Source organism: Pseudomonas sp. SLFW (genome assembly GCF_009905615.1).
GTDB classification, from domain to species: domain Bacteria; phylum Pseudomonadota; class Gammaproteobacteria; order Pseudomonadales; family Pseudomonadaceae; genus Aquipseudomonas; species Aquipseudomonas bambusae.
The window spans coordinates 1-1,865 of the sequence record NZ_JAAAKW010000050.1 but is presented as its reverse complement, the minus strand read 5'-3'; the positions used below and the strand labels follow the sequence as shown (position 1 = coordinate 1,865).

General features: G+C 60.2%; 1 protein-coding gene. It reads right to left on the bottom strand.

All coding sequences use genetic code 11. The features are described from left to right. Positions 1-1,865, bottom strand: a 1,865-nt coding sequence (locus GVN17_RS29425; RefSeq protein WP_166598781.1) for a hypothetical protein, incomplete at both ends; no start/stop codon positions are given.

The following is a 1,865-nucleotide window of genomic DNA, read 5'->3' as shown; positions in this document are numbered from 1 at the left end:
GACGTAGTGCCGAAAGTGATCGCCTTGATTGCTGCTTCGAAGTCGGCTTGCGATGCAACGGTACCGTCTTTGGCAGTAAGCACGATGGAACTGCCGTCTGCACTAACGGCCGCACTGATGGTAGAGGGCAAGGTGCCCGCTGAAAGCGCGTCGCCAGTGATGTGCGTGCCGCCGATGCTGATGGTTGCGGACTTGAGGTCTGGACTGTCGGAGTCGGCGATTTTTACGTCGGTGTCGGCGATGGCGATGGCGCCGGTGTGGCCCAGGGTGAAGCTGGTGGTGTAGTTGTTGCCAGTTGCGCCGCTGGAGTCGTTGCCGTCGAGGTCGATGGTCGGAACCACGTTTGGCGAAACGCTGATCGTGGTAACAGCAGGCGTCGAGTCGACGATGCCATCGTTGATTACAACGTTGATCGTGCGGGGGCTGGTGTCAGTCGACGTAGTGCCGAAAGTGATCGCCTTGATTGCTGCTTCGAAGTCGGCTTGCGATGCAACGGTGCCGTCTTTGGCAGTCAGGACGATGCTGCTGCCGTCAGCGCTGACAGCCGCAACGATGGTGGAAGGCAAGGTGCCTGCCGCCAAAGCGTCGCCGGTGATGTGAGTGCCGCCGATGCTGACAGTCGCGGACTTGAGGTCCGGGCTATCGGAGTCAGCAATCTTCAGATCGGTGTCCGCGATAGCAACCGAGCCAGTGTGACCCAGGGTCAGGCTGGTGTTGTAGCCAGTGCCAGTTGCACCGCTGGAATCGTTGGCATCCAGGTCGAGGGTCGGCGTGACGTTCCCCTGAATGGTGATGGTCGTCACGGCCGGGGCCGAGTCGACAACGCCGTCATTGACCACGACGTTGATCGTCCGAGCGCTGGTATCGGCTGACGAGGTGCTGAATGTGATCGCCTTGATCGCTGCTTCGAAATCAGCTTGTGAGGCTACGGTGCCGTCTTTAGCAGTCAGCACGATGGAGCTGCCGTCGGCGCTGACGCTCGCAAAGATGGTGGAAGGCAAGGTGCCCGCCGCCAGCGTGTCACCGGTGATGTGCGTGCCGCCGATGCTGATGGTCGCGGACTTGAGGTCTGGGCTATCGGAGTCAGCGATTTTCAGGTCGGTGTCGGCGATAGCAACCGAGCCAGTGTGACCCACGGTCAGACTGGTGTTGTAGTTGTTGCCGGTTGCGCCGCTAGAGTCGTTGGCATCCAGATCGATGGCCGGGGCGACATTGGCGACCATGGTCACGGTGGTGATTGCCGGAGCCGAATCGAGGCCACCGTCGTTTACCACCACATTGATGGTGCGAGGGGTGGTATCTGTGGAGCTTGTGCCAAAGGTAATGGCTTTGATCGCTGCTTCGAAATCAGCTTGCGACGCAACAGTGCCGTCTTTAGCAGTCAGCACGATGGAGCTGCCGTCAGCGCTGACAGCCGCAACGATAGTGGAAGGCAAGGTGCCTGCCGATAGAGCATCGCCAGTGATGTGAGTGCCGTTGATGCTGATGGTCGCAGACTTGAGGTCCGGGCTATCGGTGTCGATGATTTTTACATCGATGTCGGCAATGGCAACAGAACCTGCGTGACCTACGGTGAGGCTGGTTTTGTAATCGTTGCCGGTTACACCGCTGGAGTCGTTGGCGTCCAGGTCGATGGTTGGTGCGACTGGCGGTGTGACCACCACGCCATTGTCCACGGTAATCGTCGTCGTTGCGCTGGCAGAGCCGCCTGCGTCGTCGGCCACTACCACGCTGACGCTGCGAGGCGTCGAAGTGGTGGTGTCGGTGGTGCTGAACGTGATGGCTTTGATGGCGTCCTGGAAATCGGCCAGGGTCGCGGTCGAACCGGTTTTCACGGTCAGCACGATGCTGCTGCCGTCGGCGCT